At 46.1% G+C, this 16,027-nt stretch carries 16 protein-coding genes and 1 other RNA gene; 14 read left to right on the top strand and 3 right to left on the bottom strand.

The window, feature by feature from the left end:
* The first annotated feature begins 23 nt into the window (after positions 1–23).
* From AOU00_RS04130 to rnpB, 4 genes are all read left to right on the top strand, one after another.
* Positions 24–863: a hypothetical protein gene (locus AOU00_RS04130; RefSeq protein ID WP_069290001.1), complete on the top strand. Its 840-nt coding sequence runs from the start codon at positions 24–26 to the stop codon at positions 861–863.
* Entirely contained in the window at positions 860–1,621 is a 762-nt protein-coding gene (locus AOU00_RS04125) for a tRNA (adenine(22)-N(1))-methyltransferase (RefSeq protein ID WP_069290000.1), read from the top strand. Before AOU00_RS04130 ends, AOU00_RS04125 begins: the two co-directional genes overlap by 4 nt.
* Positions 1,597–2,712 (top strand): Nif3-like dinuclear metal center hexameric protein, encoded by a 1,116-nt coding sequence (locus AOU00_RS04120; RefSeq protein WP_069289999.1) that lies wholly within the window; start codon positions 1,597–1,599, stop codon positions 2,710–2,712. The genes AOU00_RS04125 and AOU00_RS04120 overlap by 25 nt, the downstream gene beginning before the upstream one ends.
* Positions 2,713–2,814: 102 nt before the next feature.
* Positions 2,815–3,213: RNase P RNA component class A (rnpB, locus tag AOU00_RS04115), an RNA gene on the top strand.
* A gap of 410 nt (positions 3,214–3,623) precedes the next feature.
* On the opposite strand, the gene AOU00_RS04110 is transcribed toward rnpB, so the two are convergent.
* A complete protein-coding gene (locus tag AOU00_RS04110; protein ID WP_061828541.1) occupies positions 3,624–4,844 on the bottom strand; it encodes an aminotransferase-like domain-containing protein in 1,221 nt (406 codons plus the stop codon).
* A 116-nt stretch (positions 4,845–4,960) separates the two neighbouring features.
* Between AOU00_RS04110 and AOU00_RS04105 the strand changes: the two genes are divergently transcribed.
* Both AOU00_RS04105 and AOU00_RS25620 read left to right on the top strand, forming a co-directional pair.
* Positions 4,961–6,436, top strand: coding sequence for a MocR-like pyridoxine biosynthesis transcription factor PdxR (locus AOU00_RS04105; RefSeq protein WP_069289998.1), 1,476 nt, complete (start codon positions 4,961–4,963; stop codon positions 6,434–6,436).
* Between the two features lie 88 nt (positions 6,437–6,524).
* Positions 6,525–6,755: a hypothetical protein gene (locus AOU00_RS25620; protein ID WP_081112406.1), complete on the top strand. Its 231-nt coding sequence runs from the start codon at positions 6,525–6,527 to the stop codon at positions 6,753–6,755.
* A gap of 57 nt (positions 6,756–6,812) precedes the next feature.
* Here the strand turns inward: AOU00_RS25620 and AOU00_RS04095 are convergent, their stop codons facing one another.
* Positions 6,813–8,693, bottom strand: a complete 1,881-nt coding sequence (locus tag AOU00_RS04095) for a S8 family peptidase (protein ID WP_069289996.1) — start codon at positions 8,691–8,693, stop codon at positions 6,813–6,815.
* A 185-nt stretch (positions 8,694–8,878) separates the two neighbouring features.
* Here AOU00_RS04095 and AOU00_RS04090 point away from each other — a divergent pair, with 185 nt between their 5' ends.
* The 6 genes from AOU00_RS04090 to thiI all read left to right on the top strand — a co-directional run bounded on the left by AOU00_RS04090 (position 8,879) and on the right by thiI (position 13,685).
* Positions 8,879–9,385 (top strand): YpuI family protein, encoded by a 507-nt coding sequence (locus AOU00_RS04090; protein ID WP_061828537.1) that lies wholly within the window; start codon positions 8,879–8,881, stop codon positions 9,383–9,385.
* A 187-nt stretch (positions 9,386–9,572) separates the two neighbouring features.
* Positions 9,573–9,800, top strand: a complete 228-nt coding sequence (locus tag AOU00_RS04085; RefSeq protein WP_061828536.1) for a DUF1540 domain-containing protein — start codon at positions 9,573–9,575, stop codon at positions 9,798–9,800.
* Between the two features lie 44 nt (positions 9,801–9,844).
* Positions 9,845–10,237: a hypothetical protein gene (locus AOU00_RS04080; RefSeq protein WP_061828535.1), complete on the top strand. Its 393-nt coding sequence runs from the start codon at positions 9,845–9,847 to the stop codon at positions 10,235–10,237.
* Positions 10,238–10,458: 221 nt separating this feature from the next.
* Positions 10,459–11,151: a lytic transglycosylase domain-containing protein gene (locus AOU00_RS04075; protein WP_069289995.1), complete on the top strand. Its 693-nt coding sequence runs from the start codon at positions 10,459–10,461 to the stop codon at positions 11,149–11,151.
* Between the two features lie 157 nt (positions 11,152–11,308).
* Positions 11,309–12,457, top strand: coding sequence for a cysteine desulfurase family protein (locus AOU00_RS04070; RefSeq protein WP_069289994.1), 1,149 nt, complete (start codon positions 11,309–11,311; stop codon positions 12,455–12,457).
* Position 12,458: 1 nt separating this feature from the next.
* Positions 12,459–13,685 (top strand): tRNA uracil 4-sulfurtransferase ThiI, encoded by a 1,227-nt coding sequence (thiI, locus tag AOU00_RS04065; protein WP_069289993.1) that lies wholly within the window; start codon positions 12,459–12,461, stop codon positions 13,683–13,685.
* Positions 13,686–13,756: 71 nt separating this feature from the next.
* On the opposite strand, the gene AOU00_RS04060 is transcribed toward thiI, so the two are convergent.
* Entirely contained in the window at positions 13,757–14,452 is a 696-nt protein-coding gene (locus AOU00_RS04060; protein WP_069289992.1) for a TerC family protein, read from the bottom strand.
* A 217-nt stretch (positions 14,453–14,669) separates the two neighbouring features.
* On the opposite strand from AOU00_RS04060, the gene AOU00_RS04055 reads away from it, so the two are divergent.
* Positions 14,670–15,329 carry a TerC family protein gene (locus tag AOU00_RS04055; RefSeq protein ID WP_013311114.1) on the top strand — a complete coding sequence of 220 codons (660 nt, stop codon included), beginning with the start codon at positions 14,670–14,672 and terminating at the stop codon, positions 15,327–15,329.
* A 160-nt stretch (positions 15,330–15,489) separates the two neighbouring features.
* Positions 15,490–15,981 carry a hypothetical protein gene (locus AOU00_RS04050; protein WP_061828530.1) on the top strand — a complete coding sequence of 164 codons (492 nt, stop codon included), beginning with the start codon at positions 15,490–15,492 and terminating at the stop codon, positions 15,979–15,981.
* Positions 15,982–16,027: the final 46 nt, after the last annotated feature.

Below are 16,027 nucleotides of genomic sequence, written 5' to 3'. Positions count from 1 at the left end.
AGCCTTGGTGGAGGGGAAGAAGCTTGGACCAGGAGAAAAAACGGGCAATACTGTTACATGAAATTGAGCATTGGCGGCGAAGTCGGCTGCTCCCTGAGCAATATTGCGATTTTTTGTCTAACCTGTATCGGGAGGACGAAGAACCGTCGCAGAGTCAGAACCGTAACAACACCGGGCTGCTTACATATCTTAGACACGGGCATGGGATCGCCTGGCTTCTTGGTTTTGTCATTATTTCCTTCATTTGTTTGATCGGTTTTTATTTTACCGCTTTTCCATTGGCAATGCAAATATTCTCGGCAAGTGCAGTTACTACGATTTGCTATGGAGTGGCCGCATTTTGGCGGTCTTCCGAAAAGAGTATGAGTGCGATGTTGAGCACTTTAGGCAGTGCGATTATGCTGGGTTCGGGTGTGTGGATCATTCAGCTCCATCAAGGTGAAGCTAAGGTTTGGTTTCTTTTTCTCGTAGGCCTATGCGGTGTAGTATGGTGTCTTGTGGGATTAACTTTGCGGATCAGCTTACTTCATTACTGTGGTCTTGCTGGGCTGCTTTTAGTGTACGCGGTCCTTATAGGCCGCTACTGGCCTACAGCAACTTTAGTGATGCTTGAGGCATTTTGGATTTTGCACGCAGTATTGTTGATCTGGTTAAGCTGGTGGGTACATCGCCGCTTTCCGCGTCTCGCTTTGGTTTATTTCGCTATAGGCATGACACTAGCATTTATGGCTGAAGCAGACATGATTATCCTGCGCCATCAAGCAGCGGGAGATGTGGTGTTTTACAGCATACTGAAGTTGGCATTTGTTGTAGGGATTTTATTTTGGACTCGAAAAAAATGGATTACGTGGGTGACGTCATGAAACTTTCTCAACGATTACAATATATTATGGAACAAATTCCTGCCGGGAGCAGACTTGCGGATATTGGCTCGGATCATGGACTGCTCCCTGTGGCTGCAGTGCGTAGTGGCAGAGTACCGCAAGCCGTGGCGGGTGAAGTCAACGATGGGCCGTTGCGTGCGGCTCAAAAGCAGGTGGCCGAAGCAGGTCTTACTAATCGCATTGCGGTTAGAAAGGGAGATGGCTTGGCTGTAATTAAGGCCAATGAGGTTGATGTTATTACAATAGCCGGCATGGGTGGTGCCTTGATCGCTTCCATTCTAGAGCAAGGGAAAGACAAGCTTGTTTCAGTAAAACAACTTGTTCTACAGCCTAACGTAGGCGAGGATATTTTACGCCGATGGCTCATTGAACATCAATGGGTACTAACAAGTGAACATATTATGGAAGAAGACGGAAAAATATATGAGATTCTGACGGCAGTACCTGATTCGGTAAGCCCACTGAAACAGGATGAGCTGTATCAACCATGGAAACTTCCCGATAGTTCGCTGGTACTGACACAGGATTTGTTAATGCAACTCGGGCCGCTATTGGTTAAAGCACCGAATGAAATCTTTTTTTATAAATGGAAATTGGAGATTCGCAAGCTTGAGGATGTGCTGGCACAAGTGGCACGGTCAGATCAGGAATCCGCACAGCATAAGCGGGAACAATTGCGCAAGCAAATTGAACAGCTAGAGGAGGTACTTGCATGTTTGCCAAAGGACAGACAGTAATTAGCTACATGGAGCAGCTGGCTCCAAAATACTTGGCAGTTCCAGACGATAGAATCGGGCTTCAGCTGGGTAGTCTGCAAAAGGAAATCAAAAGCATATTAGTAGCCCTGGATGTTAATGATGAGGTTGTCGAAGAGGCAATCCGCATAAAAGCAGACCTTATTATTGCGCATCATGCGATTATATTCCGCCCACTTAAAGCTTTGAACACGGATCAGCCTGCGGGCAGATTGTATGAAAAGCTGATCAAGAATGATATTGCTGTCTACATCAGTCATACGAATCTGGATACGGCTGAGGACGGCATGAATGACTGGATGGCGGAAGCACTGGGTATTCAAAGTGAAGGTACGTTGGAGGATGTTCACACCGAGCAATTGTTCAAGCTTGTTGTTTTCGTACCCAAAACACATCATCAACGGGTACTGGATGCCGTACTGGGGGCGGGAGCTGGACATATTGGCAACTACAGCCATTGCAGCTTTAACATTGATGGCTACGGAACTTTTGTGCCGGGTGAAGGCACACAGCCGTTTTTGGGTGAGCCGGGTAAAATGGAACGTAGTGAAGAGGTTCGTATTGAGACCATTGTACCGCAGGGTGTACGCAATAAAGTTGTTCAAGCGATGCTGAAGGCTCATCCTTATGAAGAGGTGGCTTATGACCTGTACCATATGGGTTTGCAAGGCCGTAGCTTTGGTTTGGGGCGGGTGGGCAAGCTCAAGGAAGCCCGCACGTTACGGGAGTTTGTCGATGTTGTGAAAAAAGGTCTCAACGTCGAGCATGTACGTGTGGTGGGCGACTTAGATCGTACGATCAAAAAGGCAGCCGTGCTTGGGGGCTCTGGCAGCCGTTATGTGAACAAGTCGCTTTTTAAGGGGGCTGATGTTTTAGTCACGGGGGATATTGACTATCACACGGCTCAGGATGCCCTTATGGCGGGGATTGCTATTATTGACCCTGGACATAACGCTGAAAAGATTATGAAGCCTAAAACTGCAGAGTGGATGCGTAAACGCTTGGCAGAAGGTCGATACTCAACGGAAGTACATGTATCTCAGGTGGAAACCGAACCTTTTCAATTTTTGTAAACCTCAACGTCTATGAGAAAATAAAGGTACTTTCTACTTTTTACAATATTTTCAGGGTTGTAACGTGCGCGCGTTCCCTGTATACTATGTAATGTTGTTCGGAAAGTTTGACAGACAATCGCTGGCGGCGTAAGCCGCGAGAGGAAAGTCCGGGCTCCATAGGGCAGGATGCTGGATAACGTCCAGTCAGCGCGAGTTGAAGGATAGTGCCACAGAAATGGACCGCCGATGGCCGCTTGCGGCACAGGCAAGGATGGAACCGAGGTGTAAGAGACCCCGAGGAACGCTGGTGACTTCGTTCCTGGTAAACCCCATCTGGAGCAAGACCTAATGGGACACAGCTTCTTCGCGAAGCAGCCTTAGCCCGAGGCGTGTCTAGGTTGGTCGCTGGAGCTGGATAGCAATGTTCGGCCTAGATAGATGATTGTCGCTTGTAGTGGGAGGGTAGTTCCCGTCTGTACCACGAATAGCACAGAACCCGGCTTACGGAAAACTTTCCCCACTGCAACACCTTAAAATGTATGAATTTAACTTTTGTAAATGACCTGTTTGCATGAAAGCTTTTAATCCAAATGTATTTATTGAATTAAAAAGGGTGTGTCATATTCCTGTGGGAATCATGACACACCCTTTTTAACATACCGTATTTGCGCAGAAATAGTGCATTTTTAGAATGAAGCCCCCAAGCATAATTACTGGAGGCTTTCATTTTAATTTTTACTCCCTCTATCGTAAAAACGTGCGAGGAAGAGGCACGTAGTCAGCGTAGCAACGCATTTGAATCTATAGAAGCGAGGCGTGCGGCTTTTGTCCCAGATTCCACCACTATTCAAAATCCAAACGAATCAGGGATAACAGCGATCGTAAAAACAACGTGAAGCGGGCCTCACGTACGTGTTCTGCCAACTCCATCAGCGTACGCTTTTTACCACACTTTCCTCTGTGTACATCTTCAGTGCTCGATCCAATCGGTCAACTGCTTTTGGAAGCAGGGAAGGATCGGTATGCGTGAAGTTGATTCGCATATGGTTGCTGCCGCTCAGGTCAGCATAGAAGACTTGTCCAGGCACAAATGCGACTCCTTCCTGAATTGCGAGTTGCAGCAACCGGTCAGAACGGAAGCCCTCAGGTAGGGTAACCCACATAAACATACCGCCAAGTGCATCATTCCAGGTAATTCCTTCCCATTGGCGTTCTTTCATTAGCGACGTGAGACGTAGCATACGAGAATGGTACTCAGCGGACACGGTACGAATATGTCCGTCCAAGTCAAAAAAGTCCAATAACTCATTCAAAGCACGTTGATCAATACTGCTGGAGTGCAGATCGGCAGATTGTTTGGCATTCGCGACTTTAACGACGATAGCTTGATCGGCTACCAACCATCCAGAGCGAACACCTGGAGCGACAGTTTTAGAGAATGTAGAAGTGTACATTACATGACTGTCTCCACCTAACTGTTGATCAATTGAGAAAAGGGATGGAAAGTTAAGGTTTTCGTCAAATTTAAGACGTCCGTAAGGATCATCTTCAAAAATCAAAGTGCCGTATTTACGGCATAGTTCAACAACGCCTGTTCTGCGTTCCATACTCCAAACACTTCCTGCCGGGTTGGAGAAGGTGGGGATGACATACACGAATTTAGGCTGATGTTTTTTGATCTTGGCTTCAAGATCTTCTAATTGCATACCGTTAGAGTCTGTATCTACACTTACAATGTTGGCACCATAGGAATTAAATACCTGAAGAGCGGCCAAATAAGTAGGGGACTCCACCAATACAGTATCCTGCGGATCGAGCAACACACGCGAAACCAGATCAATGGTCTGCTGTGAACCCGTCGTCATAATGATATTATCTCTGTTGACGGAGATGCCTTGGGATGACATGATTGCTGCAAGACGTTCCCGTAGAGGAATGTAGCCCTCGGTTAGGCCGTATTGAAGAGCGGTAGTACCGCCGAGACGAAATACCCGCTCATAGGCTTTAGCAACAGCTTCGATGGGGAAAAAGGCATCGGCAGGAAGGCCGCCTGCCAGAGATAACACATCTGTTCCCTGTGTCAGCTTTAAAATGTCCCTTACCATGGACGATCCCTGAGTACGAGCCATACCCGAAAATTTGTGTTCCAATCCAATCATCTCCTGTGTTCTATACTGTACTATGAAATTTGTTGTATTATATCGATAATGAAGTATAACAGTAAACGTCTAAATGTAACAGTTGATTTTTGGAGGGGACAGTTCCGATGCATATTGATCTCAGCCGCAATAGCAGTGTCAAATTATATTTACAGATTGCCAAAACATTAGCAGATCGCATCCAGTCTGGATTGCTGCCTCAGGGCACAAAGCTTCCGTCTGTCCGTCATCTGTCCAGCTTGCTTGCGGTAAGTCCCGTAACTGTAAGCAAGGCGTATGCTGAGCTGGAGTCTATTCATTTGGTTACTTGTACACAGGGAAAAGGTTGCTATGTAGCGGAGCCTTCGGTAGCTGTTCAAGGTGAGGGAGCGCAGGATTTGTCATGGCAAATGTCGCTGATCGATTATTTGCCGCGCGCACAGCTATGGAGAAACTTTAACCATAGCAGACAGGTTCCCTATTCTTTTCATATAGCAGCAATTCAACCGGAGCTTCTTCCTACACGCGAAATCATTGCTGATACTCAACGTCTATCCTCTGGAAATCCCGATGCAATGGCGGCATATGGGACTTTTGAAGGTGATTTAGCGCTGAGGGAAGTGTTTGTAGATCACTTGAACGAACGCGGTATATGCACAGTGGCAGAACAGCTACTCGTGACCAGTGGTGCCCAACAAGGGATTGACTTGGTGGCACGTACTTTTGTTGGTTCTGGAGATGTTGTCTACATGGAGGCTCCTACATATACGGGGGCCATTGATGTGTTTACCAGTCGTGGTGCCAAAGTAATTATGATTCCGATGGATGAGCAGGGCATGCGGATCGATATCCTCACACGTCTTTGCGACACTCATCCCCCAAAACTGATCTACACGATACCCACTTTTCATAATCCTACCGGAGTAACTTTAACGATGGCCAGACGCACACAATTACTGGATCTAGCTCAAAGTTATCATTGTCTCATTGTTGAAGATGATCCATTTTCCGACCTTTATTATAAAACAAAGCCGCCACTCTCTATAAAGGCGCATGATCAGTCAGGACATGTGATATATATCAAAAGCTTTAGCAAAACCGTTGCTCCCGGCTGCCGTATAGCTTGTGTAGCGGCCACGGGCAGTGTAATGGATCGTTTGGTGGCTGCCAAGTCTACAACGGATTTGGGGAGCCCTCTATTAACACAAAAAGCGCTACTGCCCTTTATCAAGAACCGACTTGATCAGCATCTTGTTTGGTTGCGGGAACAAATGCGGGATCGGTTGACAGTCGCATTGCACACGCTCCAGCGCTATGCTCCGCCAGAGGTCAGCTGGTATGCTCCCGAAGGCGGCCTAAATGTGTGGATTAAGCTTCCTCCTAATGTTGATATTCCAGAATTGGAGCGGCTGGCTGACCGAGAAGGCGTTTCCTTTTTACCTGGGGCAGTTTGCTATGCAGGTGGTATGGACAGTAATCATATCCGTATTTCTTTTTCGTATGCGGACAAGGAAACACTTAAAACAGGTCTTCACAAACTGTGCCGTTTGTTGGGTGAACTGCTTGATCGTTCGGTCATTGTTGAACGGAAGCCTATTTTATAAGGGATATTTGTATTAGGGGGTAAACATCCAAGCACAGCACCTGCCTTCTTAATATGCTGTACTAATTCACCGAAAGGAGTTGCACATTATGAGTCATTGCCCTTACGACCCGATCGTGTGCCCACCGATCCAATTTGTAAATCATCAATTTTTCCCACAAGTCGTGCCTGTGGTTCATCCGATTGAAATTGTAAATCAGACGCACATTGTACCTGTGCCTCATCACGTATTTCCGGTGAGTATAAAGGATCCTGGAGAACCTTGCTGTCATACTCGCAGCCATGGCAAGCGTTCTGTTCGCAGCAGTTCCAAGCGTTAATAAAGCCCAAAAAAGCAGCCATGGAGCAACATGGCTGCTTTTTTCCAATAAGGAATCTTACGTTTCCAGTTTCTTTAATATTGATTTTAACTTGTCACTTAAATGCTGTGGATAGAATTGCAAAGGAACATATGGACGTTGTGCTGCTTTCAACGCTTTATACACGTCAATTTGACCATACCCGAAATATTTGTCATGCCCTGGTGTGCCCAAGTCAATTACGCTGCTTCTCATTAATTCCATTACCTCTTTGTTGGTCAGATCGGGGTTAATGGATCGAATCAGTGCAGCAAGCGCTGATACATGGGGACTGGCCATGGAAGTGCCTGACAGTGCAGCATATTGATTCCCTGGGTACGTACTGGCGATACTTGCACCTGGAGCCATGACGTCTACATAATCTCCATAGTTAGAAAAGGATGCACGGTGCATAGAAGAATCTGTAGCGGAAACGGCAAATACTTCTGGATACGCTGCTGGATAGCCAGGTCGTTCCGTATTGTCATTACCTGTGGCTGCAACTAATACGACATCTTTATCATAGGCGTATTTGATCGCATCATGCAAAAATTCAGCTTGTGCGTAATTGCCCAGACTCAAATTGATGACCTTGGCCCCATGATCAGCTGCCCATATAATACCTTCTGCAACCGAGTAAGTCGTACCGGAGCCAGATTGGTCAAGTACCTTAATCGGCATGACTTTGTTGTACCATGTCATGCCAGCGACCCCCTCAGCATTATTCACGAGGGCAGAAATGATGCCGGCGACGTGCGTTCCGTGACCGACGTCATCATAAGGTTTTTCAGACGGGTTTACCACGTTATGCCCTGAAAGGATTTGACCTTTTAGGTCGGGGTGATCCAAATCTACTCCCGTATCTACGACAGCGACAATTACATCCTTGCTGCCTTTGCTTAATTTCCAACCCCGGTTGGTTTCCGTAGCCGGCAGATTCCATTGATAGCGGGAAAAGAGCAAATCATTGGGGATAGAGCTGTCCGCTTGGATAGGTGTTTTCTCATTGGTTAGATACATATAGTGAGGCTCAATATAAAGCGGGTTCCACTTTCTTGAAAAATATTGCTTTAGCTCCTTGAAGTTCATCTTATCTGAATGAAATACATAGGTATAACCAAGCTTGCGGCCTGGCGCACAGTGTAAATCTGCTGCAATTTCCTGCAGTTGTCGTGAATCAGGATTGTGACGGAAGCGAACGACAATTTCGTTTTCAAAATAATGACTTGCATTTTCGTTGTCGTGGCCCGTCTTGACAGTAATATCGTGCAATGTGTCGGGATGTACGGATTCGATTTTGTAGCTGCCTTCTTTTGGATAGGGAATCAACCGCAAATTCTTACGCTGATGCTTCTCCACGTCTCGCAATACTTGCTGACTGACCAGGGCAGCAACGCCACATGTTCCGTCAGCAGATGGTTCTGCCATGACAAAATATTTACCGCCTTCAGCCTGAAATGCAGCAGATTCGTAGGATTTATTTTGCATGACGGAACGGCGAGCCGCGGCCAAACTGCTTTTAATTTGAGGATGACTCAGCAGACGAGTTTGTGATTTACCGCCCGTATAGGTGCTCGTGTTCCCGTCGCGTGTGTGAATCCACAGTAACGTATGAAGATGACTGTGCGATTGCTGGAGCGTGCGGGTAAACTGCCTTTTCTGATCAGCAGTTTTACCATCAAGCTCCCGCATCACGTATTGAATATCCTGCCTTGCATCCATGCGTGTGAGGGTATCCGTAGCGGACAGGTCCAAAGCCAACATTCCTTTTTTGAGCTGCTTCTCTTGCTGTGGCACCATCTTGGCCGTATATTCGGGCTGCGGTGTATGGCGGTGATCACGGGAAGGCAGCATCAGTGTGATGAGAAGCACCCCGGCAGCTGCTCCGAGCAGGGGTTTTAACCATTTTCGCCGAGACATGGGACCGTCCTCCTTGAGTATTCATAAATTTATGGTTTAGCGTGAGGAGGTTGGCATGTTTTTATACCTTTCAATGCTCATTTGTGGTAGGATAAATACTGAAAATTACAGCTCTTTCGGTTAGAAGGGACTATTTTCGGGTAACCAATTGATGAACAAGCAACAAATAAGGGGGAGCTGCCTTGATGTCAGCAGTCAACGTACAAAAATTATGTGAGTCGGCGCAGGAGAGACTGAAAACTGCCGTGAAACGGGTGGAAACATTCCTCAATGAGCATGCTCTGCCGCAACTTGCTGCAGATGGCAATGAGGAGTCCGTACTTTTTTACAAAGGCCTTTTGTCGGATCTCCGTCATGTCCTTGTTTTTTCCGAAGTATCTTATGAAAAGCTGGGTGTGGCTTTACGCCGTGCCAATTTTGACGTCGATTTTGCGGAGAAGGCATTGTATAACGTTTACCATGACTGCGTGAACAGCTTTTTTTATCCCAAAAATGAATCTTACGCAGAGGATGGACGCTATGCGTATACGGGACAAGATGCTATTCGCTTCCGTAAAACGCCAGTGCCAGCCGCTCGCGAAGTGATCATGGACATTACGAAAAATTTTGAAGAATTGCGTGATGATCTGACTTATTATGAAAGTGACTATTTGACTCAGCGCCGGATGCAGACTCGACGTACTCATGCCTAAAGCATTCAATGGGGAAGATCAATTCTAATCAAAAACTAAAACAAGACAAGCAAGCCGTTTTCTACTTGCTTCCTGCCATTTTGGAGGAGGTGAAGGAAGCGGCTTTTTTCGTATGTCACCAACTGCCATATACCATGAACGCATAGGTGCAGGGTAGCGGGGGGACAATGAATCCGAGGTGATAATCATGAGCCAAGAGGCCAAGCCAATCGTTAAGTGTAGCGTAGCCAATTGCCATTATTGGGGAGAAAACAACTTTTGCAAGGCAGATTTAATCATGATTGAAGTTGATGGTCATGCCGGTAAGAAATTTAAAGAAGAATATGCGGGAGAAAGCTTCAGTTCAGAAGAACGTGATAAGGCTGCCACGTCAGCCGCAACCTGTTGCCACACTTTTAAGCCGAAGTCCGTGTAAATTTTATTGCGCGATTCATTTCGCATTTGGAGGTGCAGTTTATTATGGAAGATCATGAAAATGACAAGCATCAGAGTAAAGAGCATGTTAGCCGCGAACGTGTAGATTACCCCCGTCACATTCATGAACGATCTGCCAAGCGCCGTAATGATCGTGAGGAATATGCAGCAGAGGTTGCTCCCGGCTCAGCTGTGACTCGACATGAGGTTAAGGGTGAAGAGCAGGTTATAAACAATAGTGGCCGTATTTCTGGCTATATTGGTCTGGCTGCAGGAATTGCCTCATTGTTTATGTGGTCAATTGTGCTGGGACCTATTGCTGCAGTTTTAGGTTTTTTTGCTTATGTGAATGGCAGCAAAACGACCGGCATTTGGTCGATTGGTCTTGGGGCGCTGGCGACATTGAGTTATTTTGCTTTTATCCCGTTTGTTCGTTGACCCTACTGGAGAACAAGCTCAGTTTTCTTTTGTATATCCGAGAAAAATCATCTTAGTGATATAATTACATTAAAGCTGATTTATAAAGCTCCACTGTCTTTTCGACAGAAACGGAGCTTTTTTTCATTAAAAGGTATGGAAGTACATAGTAAAAAGTTGTATCATAGCAGTAATGACAAGCTATTTGGGATATAACAACTATAGAAAGTTGGGAACACCACATGCAAATTGATCCGCGCGTGTCCAAGTCCATGTTAGACATGCAGCTGTTAAATAATATGAGTGCTACAACCCAGACGGGTACAACGGACGCTTTTTCCGGATTACTGGAACAAGTAGGTCAGTTGGAAACTGATGGTGCTGTGACACGAGAAAATTCAAGTGATGTTACCAGAGACGAAAACGGTTTGCTATGGCTTCAATTGGGACCTTCGAGGGGAACGGCTTCGTCATTGTACCCCGCTCCTTCCAGCACAGCAACAGACGGACCCACAACACCTACAGCATATGATGATTTGATTAACGAGGCTAGCCAGAAATACGGCGTTCCAGTAGCGTTAATTAAAGCGGTTATTGATACGGAATCTTCATTTAATCCGTCGGTCACTTCTTCGGCCGGAGCCAAAGGGCTTATGCAGCTTATGGATGCTACGGCTCAAGGCCTTGGAGTCAGCGACCCATATGATCCTGTTCAAAATATTGATGCCGGTGTTCGTTATTTGTCTTACCAGATTAAACGGTTTAACGGACAAGAAAATATGGCGCTGGCTGCATATAATGCAGGTCCCGGACGGGTGCAGCGGCTTGGTGTAAATAGTGATGAACAGTTAATGGCTGTACTGGACAAGCTTCCGGTGGAAACGCAAAGATATATTACCAAAATTCAAAATGCACGTGAAAAATATACGATCTAAGCCCTATAGCTTACAACGAAAAAAGTGCGTAATTTCAATTAGATTAGGTCCGCAGACAGGATCAATATGGGGAAAGGGTGTCGCTATAATGTAGCGGCCTTTCCCTGTTTTGGTCTTTTTTTGTTGCAGCAGTTATAGAGCGGAAAAGGGGAGTGCAATGAAATATTTTGATTATGCCGCGACAACTCCGCCTTTTGAAGAGGTGATTACAACAGTTGCCGAGATCATGAGACGCCACTACGGGAATCCATCCTCGATGCATCGATATGGAGAGGATGCGGATAAGTTACTTAAGCGTTCGCGCGAAGTATGTGCTGCGGCTTTGGAAGTGTATCCATCAGAGATTGTCTTCACATCTGGGGCAACGGAAAGCAACAATCTTGCTATCAAGGGAGCAGCTTTGCAGTATCAGACCAGAGGCAAGCATATTGTTACTGTATCGACAGAGCACCCGTCGGTGTATGAAGCTTGCAGACAACTGACAAATCTGGGATTTGAGGTTACATTTTTACCTGTCGATGCAGAAGGGCATGTGAGCGCCGAACAGGTTTGTGCCGCTGTCCGTAAAGATACGATTTTAGTCAGTATCATGCATGTCAATAATGAGACGGGAAGGGTGCAACCGTTGCATGATATCGGAGTTGCGCTGAAGAAACAGTTCCCCCGTGTACTATTTCATATTGACGGTGTACAGGGGTTTGGAAAGCTACCGGTTGATATCCGGGGATGGCAGGCTGATCTGTACAGCCTCTCTGCGCATAAGTTGCGTGGACCCAAAGGTGCTGGACTACTATTCGTTCGGGAAGGTGTAGAGCTTTTCCCACTGCATAGTGGCGGCTCTCAGGAGCAGGGTTTTCGTGCAGGTACGGAAAATGTACCGGTGCTTGTCGGTATGTCTAAGGCGATACGGTTGGCGGGCGAACGGCAAGTAGAGACAGCACGCCGTATGACCGAGTGGAGAGAACGGGTGGTCGCAGAAGTGAAGACACTCCCTCAACTGCGGCTGAATAGCGGGGAAGAAGCGCCGCATATTGTCCACTTTTCGTATCCGGGCATGAAAGCCGAGGTAATGCTGCATACGCTGGAGCAATTAGGTGTGGTAGTATCCACCAAATCGGCTTGCTCTTCGAAATTGGCTGAACCCAGTCGGGTGCTGCTGGCGATGGGATGCAATGAGGCAGAAGCGTCTGGCGGCATTCGTATCAGCTTCGGTGATGAACATACGGAACAGGATATCGATGAGCTTATACTTGCACTGCGAAAGGCTGTAGCCAAGCTGGAATCCCTTGAAAGGTGGAAACGTTAAAATGCACTATGATATGCTGTTACTTCGCTTTGGTGAATTTACATTAAAAGGGAAGAATCGGACTCGTTTTGAAAAGGCAGTACTGAATCACGTGAAGCTGCTGCTCAAACCCTTTCCCGGTGCTTCTTTGCGGAAGGAATTTGGACGGATTTATGTGGTTCTTGGAGGAGAGCCTTATGAACAGATCATTCAGGTGTTACAAAAAGTGTTTGGCATCACGACAATAAGTCCTGTCAAAATGGCTCCTGTCGAGCTGGGTGCTATCATTGAGACCGCTGTAGCTTTGATGCGTGAGCTGAATGTGACCGAGGGAACGACGTTCAAGGTAAATGCCCGCAGAGTATGGAAGGAGTTTGCTCATTCCTCACAAGAGATGAATCATTTAATTGGTTCTCCTATATTACGAGAGTTTCAAGCGTTGAGGGTCGATGTACATCAGCCAGATATTGAGTTACGTGTGGAGGTTAGAGAGCAGGCGGCCTATATATTCAGCGATGTTATTATGGCTGTAGGGGGCTTTCCGTTAGGAACGAACGGTAAAGCTATGCTGCTGCTGTCTGGTGGAATTGACAGCCCGGTAGCAGGATGGTCTTCCATGCGTAGAGGATTGGAAATCGAATGTGTACATTTTTATAGCTATCCATTTACAAGTGAACGTGCGAAAGAAAAGGTTATTGATTTGGCAAGGGTATTAGCAGGCTATGCGGGTCGGATCAAAATCCACCTTGTACCGTTTACAGAGGTGCAGACGGCCTTTACGCGCACTGGACAGGATAATCTGATTATTACGCTAATGAGACGGTCTATGCTGCGAATTGCCACGATGCTGGCTGAGCGTGAAGGAGCACTGGCACTCGTGACAGGCGACAGTCTGGGGCAAGTCGCTAGTCAAACGTTATCCAGCATGAATGTGATTGGCCGTTCGACAGAATTACCATTGCTGCGACCTCTCGTAATGATGGATAAACAGGAGATCACGGAAATCGCAAAGCAGATTGGCACCTACGATCTATCGATCCTCCCCTATGAGGATTGCTGCACATTGTTTGTTCCTAAATCCCCAACGACCAATCCAAATTTGTGGGTTGTTCAAAAGATTGAAGCCTCTATTCGGGATTTAAATGTGTTGATTGAACAGGCTGTGGCTACAACAGAGACGCTTGTCCTGGAGGCCGGCGGAGCTATAGAGGGGCGCAAAGAGGAAGTTATACAGGAAGATTGGTTTTAAACAAAAAGGCAGACCCGCCAGCTATTTTGGGTCTGCCTTTTTATTTTAATTAAAACAGTTTTTGAATCATTTTAGACGGCTTTTTCTCGACTGGACACTGCTCTGCGATTTTGAAGATATCCTGTGAGCAAAATACCTGCCATGACTGCGGCAATAAACAAGATACGCAGCGCAGGGTGCTCAGTAAAGTAGGGTTCCAGCTTACGTTCTTCAGTAATCATATTAGAGGCTGTATAACCAAGCACAGCCGATCCTAAATAGATAATCCAAGGGAATTTATTGATCAACTTGATAAAAAGAGTGCTTCCCCATACAACGATCGGTACGCTGATTAATAGTCCCAGCACTACAAGGAGCAAATGCTGCTGGGCCGCGCCAGCAACAGCAATCACGTTGTCCAGACCCATAGCCGTATCGGCTACAACAATCGTGCGGATAGCACCCCATAACGTTGTTCCCGCTTTGACTTCGGTATGATCCTCCTGGTCTACGAGCAACTTATACGCGATCCAGACTAACATGACACCTCCGATGAGTAACAACCATGGTACTTGAAGCAACCAGAGTACCACAATGGTGGCTGCTATGCGAATGAGCAGGGCACCACCGGTACCGTACAGTATCGCTTTTTTTTGCGTTGCAGGAGGCAGCTTTCTGGCGGCAAGTCCAATTACAATCGCATTATCTCCTGCGAGCAGAAGGTCAATAAATATCACATTAAGCAGTAGCCAAAAGAACTGAAGTCCAGACATATCAATCGTTCTCATCTCCCTGATTAAACATCCTAAAATCATTGTATGTTGTTTATTTTAATACCCGTTTTTCGGAAATACGATTCATTATATTGCTGTTTGTTATTGATTTCAAGGTCTTTGCTCAACAAATTTGACATCAATTTTTAATAAATGATGACTTATTTGACAAGGCTTATAAGCATAGCCTCGTCCTATTTCGCATACAAGTAGGATGGGGGTGTTTGTACACATGGAGCATATCATTTTGCTGTTGAAAATATTAATGATTAATTTGGTGTTAAGCGGTGATAATGCGGTTGTTATAGCCATGGCAAGCAAAAACTTGCCTGCAAGGCAGCGGAGTCAAGCTATATGGTGGGGGGCAGTCGGTGCAGTCCTCCTGCGCTGTGTTTTGACTTTTGTAGCTGTCATTTTGCTGGGCATACCCTTTATTCAGGCGGCAGGCGGTCTACTTCTGTTATGGATTGCGTTTAAGCTGCTTTATGAGAATGAGGATCATGTGGGAGTAAGAGCAGAAACAACCATATGGAAGGCTATACAGGTGATTCTGGTAGCGGACTTTGTGATGAGTCTAGATAACGTGTTAGCTATTGCAGCCCTAGCAGATGGGGATATCGCCATTATTGTCATTGGGATTGCGATTAGTATTCCGATTGTCGTCTGGGGCAGCAACGTGATTGCGATCTGGCTTCACCGGTTCCCTGTACTTGTTTTGCTCGGATCTGCAATCCTGGCTTTTACGGCAGGAGAAATGCTACTGCGTGATCCCCGATTGGGTGTATGGTTAGCAGGTACGGGAGAGCTTATACATGCATGGTTACCGGGACTCTTGGCAACAGCAGTTGTCGTTGCAGGTATATATCGTCAGTTACGAGCTCGCCATATTTGAACGTAGTTTTTTTGGAAAACATCGGCTAAAATAGACATAGAGTTTTTGCGAATGCCAAGTTTACTCGGTTTTTGTAAAGACTCTATATTCACAAAAATATACTTAAAAACAATCACATTAAGAGACCTAAAAACAAATTCAGCAAACAAAGGAGACCACGATGAATTCCGGAAAAGAGCGTATGATCGGAGTGGGCATTGTTGCCGTAGGACTGATTATTTTGTTGGGGAAACTGGGGGCGTTCTCCTTTTTGGGACGAAACTTTTGGCCTTTGCTGTTTTTAATACCTGGAATCGTACTGCATGCAATGTATATAAAGCGTAAAGTTTCACCCTTTATGTTGCTGCCGGCAGGGATTTTGTCGGTTTATGGCTTCTTATTTTTGCTCTGCAATATTTGGGGCTGGCATCTAATGGCCTATTTATGGCCTTTGTTACTTCTAGGTGTGGCGATTGGATTATGGGAGTACGCCATTAATGATATTTCGCTTTCTCGCAATGTATATACAGGGGGCGTAATATTGGGCTTGGTATCGGTGCTTTTATTGGTTATTACCTCCCTAAGAACGGGTATCATATATGTTATTGCAGTTTTACTGATTGGCGCTGGAATCTGGTTGGTCCTAAAACACCGTGGCAAACGCAAAAGGTAAAACGACAAGCTGTGAGATTTTATGGCGGTAAATTACGGAACAGGCA

This window comes from Paenibacillus polymyxa, assembly GCF_001719045.1.
In the GTDB taxonomy this organism is placed as follows: domain Bacteria; phylum Bacillota; class Bacilli; order Paenibacillales; family Paenibacillaceae; genus Paenibacillus; species Paenibacillus polymyxa_B.
This window is presented reverse-complemented; position numbering and strand designations above follow the sequence as displayed.

What these genes read in the sequence shown, in the direction of transcription:
- AOU00_RS04125 (WP_069290000.1), top strand. Translation starts at nt 860, where the DNA reads ATGAAACTTTCTCAACGATTACAATATATTATGGAACAAATTCCTGCC.
- AOU00_RS04120 (WP_069289999.1), top strand. Translation starts at nt 1,597, where the DNA reads ATGTTTGCCAAAGGACAGACAGTAATTAGCTACATGGAGCAGCTGGCT.
- AOU00_RS04105 (WP_069289998.1), top strand. Translation starts at nt 4,961, where the DNA reads ATGCATATTGATCTCAGCCGCAATAGCAGTGTCAAATTATATTTACAG.
- AOU00_RS25620 (WP_081112406.1), top strand. Translation starts at nt 6,525, where the DNA reads ATGAGTCATTGCCCTTACGACCCGATCGTGTGCCCACCGATCCAATTT.
- AOU00_RS04095 (WP_069289996.1), bottom strand. Translation starts at nt 8,693, where the DNA reads ATGTCTCGGCGAAAATGGTTAAAACCCCTGCTCGGAGCAGCTGCCGGG.
- AOU00_RS04090 (WP_061828537.1), top strand. Translation starts at nt 8,879, where the DNA reads ATGTCAGCAGTCAACGTACAAAAATTATGTGAGTCGGCGCAGGAGAGA.
- AOU00_RS04085 (WP_061828536.1), top strand. Translation starts at nt 9,573, where the DNA reads ATGAGCCAAGAGGCCAAGCCAATCGTTAAGTGTAGCGTAGCCAATTGC.
- AOU00_RS04080 (WP_061828535.1), top strand. Translation starts at nt 9,845, where the DNA reads ATGGAAGATCATGAAAATGACAAGCATCAGAGTAAAGAGCATGTTAGC.
- AOU00_RS04075 (WP_069289995.1), top strand. Translation starts at nt 10,459, where the DNA reads ATGCAAATTGATCCGCGCGTGTCCAAGTCCATGTTAGACATGCAGCTG.
- AOU00_RS04070 (WP_069289994.1), top strand. Translation starts at nt 11,309, where the DNA reads ATGAAATATTTTGATTATGCCGCGACAACTCCGCCTTTTGAAGAGGTG.
- thiI (WP_069289993.1), top strand. Translation starts at nt 12,459, where the DNA reads ATGCACTATGATATGCTGTTACTTCGCTTTGGTGAATTTACATTAAAA.
- AOU00_RS04060 (WP_069289992.1), bottom strand. Translation starts at nt 14,452, where the DNA reads ATGAGAACGATTGATATGTCTGGACTTCAGTTCTTTTGGCTACTGCTT.
- AOU00_RS04055 (WP_013311114.1), top strand. Translation starts at nt 14,670, where the DNA reads ATGGAGCATATCATTTTGCTGTTGAAAATATTAATGATTAATTTGGTG.
- AOU00_RS04050 (WP_061828530.1), top strand. Translation starts at nt 15,490, where the DNA reads ATGAATTCCGGAAAAGAGCGTATGATCGGAGTGGGCATTGTTGCCGTA.